The following is a 5,825-nucleotide window of genomic DNA, read 5'->3' as shown; positions in this document are numbered from 1 at the left end:
GCAGGTGCCGATTTACGATCGGCCAATCTACAGCGCGCCAACCTTCAGGGCGCCACGCTCACAGAGGCAGACTTGACGGGAGCGAATTTAGCAGAAGCCAATTTGCAGCAGAGCAATGGCAGCTTAGCGAACTTGCAGCAGACCAACTTGACGGGTGCGCGTTTACAGCGTGCGAACCTCAGCGGCGTTCAATTAACAAAGGCAACGCTGCGCCGCGCCGATTTAAAGCAGGCAAGTTTGCTCTTTGCTGATTTGCAGGATGCAACCCTGATCCAGGCAGATTTGCGGCAGGCAGAGCTTCACGGCGCGAATCTGCTGGGAGCCGATCTAACCAATGCCGCCGGACCTTAGCAGCAAAATGTGATGGAGACAACGATTTTAGTTCAACACATTACCAACTTTAAAGAATAGAAATCTCTCATAGTGGAGATACCCAAGACCCCCAACTTCTTGTCATGCTGTAGAGGCTGCGAATGCTGAAATGTGCCTTCGCGGCGGCTCTGGATGACTCTGGGACGAGTGATTTGCTGGGGTTAACTCGATAGAAAGGCAGCAATGAAAACGCTACGAATGAGGGTAAAGCCGATCGCCATCACGGCAGGGATCGGTTTGTTAACAGTCGGTGGGGCGATCGCGTATTGGCAGATTAGTCAGCCGCAGGGCTGCGTTCATCTGACGTCCAGCGGGGGGCAAGAGGTTACGTTTAGTCGGGGATGCATTTATCCCCAGCGGTACAAAAAATGGGCAATTACTGCCTTGGCTGAGCCGTCTAGCGTTGTTAGCTACCAGCAGTTAGCAACCGACTAACTGCGTTTATGATCCAAAACGGCTAAGCAGGCAGCTGTAGCGTTTCACGATCGCAGTAGCTCCATGCGGCAAGGTCGGCAAAGGCGCGATCGCGATAGTGACCGTAGCGCTCTTGCTTGTTGCGAATTCGCTGCGGCAGCTCTGGCAGAATGCCGAAGTTGGGCGGCATTGGCTGAAAGTGCTTAGGCGAAGCGGAACTGATGAACGCGAACAGGGCACCCATCATGGTCGTGGGAGGCAGCGTCAGCGGAGTCTGTCCGATCGCCACTCGGGCGGCATTGGTCCCTGCTAGCCAACCACCTGCGGCGGCTGCCGTGTAGCCTTCGGTGCCGACGAGTTGACCCGCCGCCAACAGCGTCGATCGCGACTTGAATTGCAGCGTTGGATGTAGCAGTTCTGGCGCGTTGATGAACGTATTGCGGTGCATTACGCCCATGCGGACAAACTCGGCGTTTTCCAGTCCTGGGATCAGACGAAACACGCGCGTTTGTTCGCCCCAGCGCAGATTGGTTTGAAAGCCGACCATGTTCCAAAGCTGCCCTGCTTTGTCTTCTTGGCGCAGTTGCACCACGGCGTAAGGTCGCTTGTCGCGGTTGGCAGGATCGCGGAAGTCGCCGTGGCGAGCGTCAAAAATGCCTACCGGTTTCAGCGGTCCGTAGCGCATCGTGTCTTCGCCGCGTCGCGCCATTTCCTCGATCGGCAGACACGCCTCGAAAAATTTCGCGGTTTCGCGCTCAAATTCCTTCAGTTCTGCCTGCTCTGCCTGACACAGTTCTCGCCAGAAGTGGAGATACTGATCGCGATTCATTGGACAGTTGAGGTAAGCCGCTTCGCCACGATCGTAGCGGGACGCCCGAAACGCAATCTCAGGGTTGATCGACTCACCCACGACGATCGGGCTTGCTGCATCAAAGAAGCTGAGGTAGTTCATGCCGGTGAAGCGTTGCAGGTCCTCAGCCAGATCGGGACTGGTGAGCGGTCCCGTAGTCAGCACAACTAGCCCCTCGCGGGGGATCTGCCGAAGCTCTTCGCGGCGCAGTTCGATCAGTGGATGGCTTGCCAGCGTCTCTGTCAGGTTGTGGCTGAAAACCGCTCGATCAACCGCTAACGCGCCCCCTGCTGGAACCGCGTGCTCGTCTGCTTTAGTGATGACCACAGACCCCAAACGGCGCAGTTCTTCGTGCAGTAATCCAGAGGCGCGATCGGTTGCCTGAGCGCCAAAGGAGTTGCTGCATACGAGTTCTGCTAGATGCTCGGTGTGGTGGGCGGGGCTGAGTCGCTGGGGACGCATTTCGTACAGAATGACGGGAATGCCCGCTTGAGCAATCTGCCATGCAGCTTCGGTTCCAGCGAGTCCACCTCCAATAACGTGGATCGGTTGCATCGTTGTCATGACGGTTTCGGCGATCGGTCCTTTCCCAGGATAGCCCCGAATGCAAGCCCTTACTCAAGCTCTTGCTCACAACGTCCGGGCAAACGCGTCAAAGTCTGAAATTGAGCGTCAAGGTTTAACGTCAAACTTCACCAGCGGCAGAGATCACTGCAACGAAGCTAACAATCTCCAGTCCACCTGGCGCAAGCAGTTGTTCGATCGCGATCTCATTTTCAAGCCCCATCTACACCATCATTCCAGTGATGCTTGCTCAAAGGCGATATTATTCGGCAACATCATCTGCCAGTCTCGCAACATTTCCATATCAACGACAGGGTTAAGAAACTCCCCATCTAGCAGATGCCCTCCTGCTTTGAAATCGCTCGTAATGAAATGAAAGTGATAGCCTGCCACGTTCACACTCTTGAGAAATTGCGGTAGCCGAAACCCCACTAATGTACCCCGCACATTTCGCAATTCAAAAACGCGCTGTTGTTGCCTCACTACGTCATTTAAGGGGAGATAAGGCGGTGTTTGTTTGGGAACACTCCTGACTTTCAAATAGGGAAACGTCCCTTGCAGGCGAATTGCGTAGGGCAAGTTTGGTGTCGGCAACTGTTCGTTGATTTGCTGCTGCAATTTCTGATAGGTCAGTTGTCCAGTCCAACGAAGCGATCGCCCTCTACGGAAAAATGTAACAGCAGCAAATGGTGTTCTTACCGTATCTACAACGCGATAGGCAGCCCCATCAGTTTTGATTTGATAAACCTTGCCATTCAGAACAACCATCTCGCCATCCAATCCCTCAAAGGTGCCCAACCCAAAGTCTCCATACCGTTTGAGTTCGGCTAAGGTTGCCGCTCCTTCATAGACCCCAACGTTTAAGGCTCCCAAAGTCGAAACCTGAAATCCTAGATGAGGCTGGAGACGTTGTTGGGAATATGCAGGTAACACACTCACTGCAAGGACAATCAGGCATGTCGCAATCCATAAATAGCGTTTTAGCTTCACTGTCTTTTACCCAATTTTTGACCCAATGCAAAACGCAATCTTAAGCCTTGAACTAACTTGAACTAAAAGTGTATCTTTGCCCATAACTTACGCGATCGAACGTTCCGGCTGAGCGGCTTTCAATACTTATGCTACAACCCCAACCAACTCTGATAGTCCGCTCCAGCCGGATTGTTATACGGCTGATGCTTCCACTAACTTTAAATGGTAGAAACACTTAATCAATATTAATTAGCATCGCGTTTCCTTGACTTGCTGCATCAGCATAAAACTCCTTGACACTAATGCACATCTCAAATAGCCATTCGTAGTTCTGTTCCCTCCAAGAAAAATGATAAATATCAGGTTGTGTTATCAATCCCTGCTCAAATCTTTGACGAATTTCTTGTTGAGATATCTTCGATAATACTTCTGCAACTTCCCGAACCTCTGTAGCCTCTAAATAGTGAGTTCCAAATCCATCCTTGTCTATTATTGTATTCCCACCCCAGAAAAGGTTGATTTGGGGAATACTTTCACCTTCATAAACTAAAAGTGGTAATTCTGCGTCTGATGAATGACCTGTAAAAATATAGTTCAATATATCCCATGCTCGATTTAACCAAAGTCCTCTATTAATTCTTGTTGCTTCAATAATCTCATTTATATTAGACTTGGTTTTCTCATAATCGTTAGGATATTGAGTTTTCCAAAACTCTAACTCACTAAAGTCATGCAATGTCCATCGTTCCATTGCACATTCAGGATCAGGTAATATTTCACGCAAGATTTTAATACGTTCAGCCGATAATCCTTCTAGATTTTTGATCCTAGGTGTCCCAGGGTTTTCATGAACTAATGATGCAATATCCCAAAATAGTTCAATTACCGATGGAATGTATTTCGCTTGCTGCACTAATAACTGAGAAACCTGGGTTAACTGACCTGTAACTGACATATTCCTGAAATCTAAGCCTTAATCTCTTTATCCAACGTTCCAACACACATCATCCTGTAACATCGACAAACTAGTACCCTAACCCACAGTAGAAGCTGTATAACTTGTTATTAGACGGAATCTTTCCGCCTATCTAACTCAGTGTCAGTGGATCGGCAGACCGCTTCCGCACAGCACCCTGAACTAGGTAGATCGGTAGAATTTTTCTGTATATTACGCCAACTGCTGTGGATCGGCAGAAAGCTTCCGCATTGCTTCAAGTATGTGCGGATTGCTCTATGAGTACCATCAAATACACAATCTACTCCGTTGACTCGTCTGCTCATGGAACCTCACTTAAATGCGACGCAAATAAGCGCGATCGCACCAGGGCGGCGACGCAGCTTTTCTATGGCGCAATTACTCCCTGCCGCATTTGTTCTACGACGCTGCTTTAGGTGCGTATGCCCTGCTCACAACGTCTATCGGTTTCGCTATGATGCCTCCAAAGCGTTTGGATCCACTCGATGACAACGCTGACAATTTCCCTCAATGCAGTCATTCACCTGACGGATGAGCAGTTTTTCCAACTCTGTCAAGCCAATCGAGATCTGCGACTGGAACGATCGACCACTGGAGAGCTGATTGTCAGGTCGCCCGCAGGCAGTGAAACTGGAAATCGTAACGGTCGCTTGACGCAGCAACTCTTTAACTGGGCAGACGACGAGGGCGCTGGAATTGCCTTTGATTCCTCCACTGGGTTTAAGCTGCCAAACGGAGCAGATCGATCGCCTGATGCCGCTTGGATTCAGCAAAACCGCTGGAATGCGCTAACTCGCGAACAACAGCAGCGATTTGCTCCCATCTGCCCAGATTTCGTCATTGAGTTGATGTCCCCCAGCGATAATCTTGCGATCGTGCAAGCCAAGATGCAGGAGTATCAGGACAACGGTGTGCGGCTCGGCTGGCTGATTAACCGAGCCGCAAGAGCGGTTGAGGTTTATCGTCTCGGTCGGGTGGCTGAGGTATTGATTAATCCAGACACCCTCTCTGGAGAAGACGTTCTGCCGGGATTTGTTCTGGACCTCGATCGGATTTGGTAATTCAGTTTCGTACGATCGCTAGCGCAGAGAAAATCTTGCTGATTCCGGTGCAGATGAACTGAATCGATCGTTCTTCCACAATGGGATCGAACATGACGATAAACTCTGCATCCGGCTCTAAACGCCGCAAAACTTGGCAGTGTCCATCGGCGTCGGATTCGCTGCGATGGCGAGAAACGACGACTCGTTGCAGTTTTGGCAGCAGGCGAACGACTGCCCAACTGTTCAGGCGGTCTCGGTAAGGCATAATAATTACGTCTCCAATAGGGGAATTGGAACCAGTCCAAGGCTTCCCAGGGCGCGGACTGGTTCTTTAGATGGCAGGTGACATCTAAACTTATCCTACACGATTAGATGGCAGATGACACCGCACGATTGATCAAAATTTGCTGATATTTTTGGGCATGGCAAGAGCGGGCAAAGCCCTCAAACAAGTATTGGAAACTTACGGAATTACCCAGTATCAGCTAGCAATGGCAATGGGCATCAATCGCTCTATTGTGAGTCGCTGGGTGAGCGAAGAGCGAGATCCGTTAGCGGAAGCCGTTTTTGAGACGTATCAGGCACTACGATCGCTGAATCGAGACGCCGCCAAGGAGTTTATTCAGCTCTATCT

The 5,825-nt window shown here is 50.4% G+C and carries 9 protein-coding genes; 5 read left to right on the top strand and 4 right to left on the bottom strand.

Annotated features, from left to right (window positions below):
• Both H6F43_RS13905 and H6F43_RS13900 read left to right on the top strand, forming a co-directional pair.
• A partial coding sequence (locus H6F43_RS13905; protein ID WP_190343331.1) for a pentapeptide repeat-containing protein occupies positions 1 to 351 on the top strand: 351 nt, incomplete at its 5' end.
• A gap of 204 nt (positions 352 to 555) precedes the next feature.
• The gene (locus H6F43_RS13900; protein ID WP_190343330.1) at positions 556 to 807 is read left to right on the top strand and encodes a hypothetical protein; all 252 of its coding nucleotides are present in this window, start codon (positions 556 to 558) and stop codon (positions 805 to 807) included.
• 22 nt (positions 808 to 829) lie between these two features.
• Here H6F43_RS13900 and trmFO read toward each other — a convergent pair whose 3' ends face one another.
• The 3 genes from trmFO to H6F43_RS13885 all read right to left on the bottom strand — a co-directional run bounded on the left by trmFO (position 830) and on the right by H6F43_RS13885 (position 4,127).
• Complete coding sequence (trmFO, locus tag H6F43_RS13895; RefSeq protein WP_190343329.1) at positions 830 to 2,200, bottom strand: FADH(2)-oxidizing methylenetetrahydrofolate--tRNA-(uracil(54)-C(5))-methyltransferase TrmFO; 1,371 nt, start codon at positions 2,198 to 2,200, stop codon at positions 830 to 832.
• A 231-nt stretch (positions 2,201 to 2,431) separates the two neighbouring features.
• Positions 2,432 to 3,133, bottom strand: coding sequence for an acetolactate decarboxylase (gene budA / locus H6F43_RS13890; RefSeq protein WP_347272416.1), 702 nt, complete (start codon positions 3,131 to 3,133; stop codon positions 2,432 to 2,434).
• A 274-nt stretch (positions 3,134 to 3,407) separates the two neighbouring features.
• On the bottom strand, positions 3,408 to 4,127 hold the full coding sequence (locus H6F43_RS13885) for a DUF1877 family protein (protein ID WP_190343327.1): 720 nt from the start codon (positions 4,125 to 4,127) through the stop codon (positions 3,408 to 3,410).
• A gap of 278 nt (positions 4,128 to 4,405) precedes the next feature.
• Between H6F43_RS13885 and H6F43_RS13880 the strand changes: the two genes are divergently transcribed.
• Both H6F43_RS13880 and H6F43_RS13875 read left to right on the top strand, forming a co-directional pair.
• On the top strand, positions 4,406 to 4,564 hold the full coding sequence (locus H6F43_RS13880; RefSeq protein ID WP_190343326.1) for a hypothetical protein: 159 nt from the start codon (positions 4,406 to 4,408) through the stop codon (positions 4,562 to 4,564).
• Between the two features lie 69 nt (positions 4,565 to 4,633).
• Complete coding sequence (locus H6F43_RS13875) at positions 4,634 to 5,209, top strand: Uma2 family endonuclease (RefSeq protein WP_190343325.1); 576 nt, start codon at positions 4,634 to 4,636, stop codon at positions 5,207 to 5,209.
• 1 nt (position 5,210) lies between these two features.
• On the opposite strand, the gene H6F43_RS13870 is transcribed toward H6F43_RS13875, so the two are convergent.
• A complete protein-coding gene (locus tag H6F43_RS13870) occupies positions 5,211 to 5,456 on the bottom strand; it encodes a hypothetical protein (protein WP_190343333.1) in 246 nt (81 codons plus the stop codon).
• Between the two features lie 157 nt (positions 5,457 to 5,613).
• On the opposite strand from H6F43_RS13870, the gene H6F43_RS13865 reads away from it, so the two are divergent.
• Positions 5,614 to 5,825: helix-turn-helix transcriptional regulator (locus tag H6F43_RS13865; protein ID WP_190343332.1), on the top strand; the 212-nt coding region annotated here is incomplete at its 3' end.

The sequence above is a fragment of the Leptolyngbya sp. FACHB-36 genome (genome assembly GCF_014695955.1).
Lineage (GTDB): Bacteria > Cyanobacteriota > Cyanobacteriia > Leptolyngbyales > Leptolyngbyaceae > FACHB-36.
The sequence above is the reverse complement of the archived record's forward strand: the minus strand, read 5'-3'. Positions and strand labels throughout refer to the sequence as shown.

What these genes read in the sequence shown, in the direction of transcription:
- H6F43_RS13900 (WP_190343330.1), top strand. Translation starts at nt 556, where the DNA reads ATGAAAACGCTACGAATGAGGGTAAAGCCGATCGCCATCACGGCAGGG.
- trmFO (WP_190343329.1), bottom strand. Translation starts at nt 2,200, where the DNA reads ATGACAACGATGCAACCGATCCACGTTATTGGAGGTGGACTCGCTGGA.
- H6F43_RS13885 (WP_190343327.1), bottom strand. Translation starts at nt 4,127, where the DNA reads ATGTCAGTTACAGGTCAGTTAACCCAGGTTTCTCAGTTATTAGTGCAG.
- H6F43_RS13880 (WP_190343326.1), top strand. Translation starts at nt 4,406, where the DNA reads ATGAGTACCATCAAATACACAATCTACTCCGTTGACTCGTCTGCTCAT.
- H6F43_RS13875 (WP_190343325.1), top strand. Translation starts at nt 4,634, where the DNA reads ATGACAACGCTGACAATTTCCCTCAATGCAGTCATTCACCTGACGGAT.
- H6F43_RS13870 (WP_190343333.1), bottom strand. Translation starts at nt 5,456, where the DNA reads ATGCCTTACCGAGACCGCCTGAACAGTTGGGCAGTCGTTCGCCTGCTG.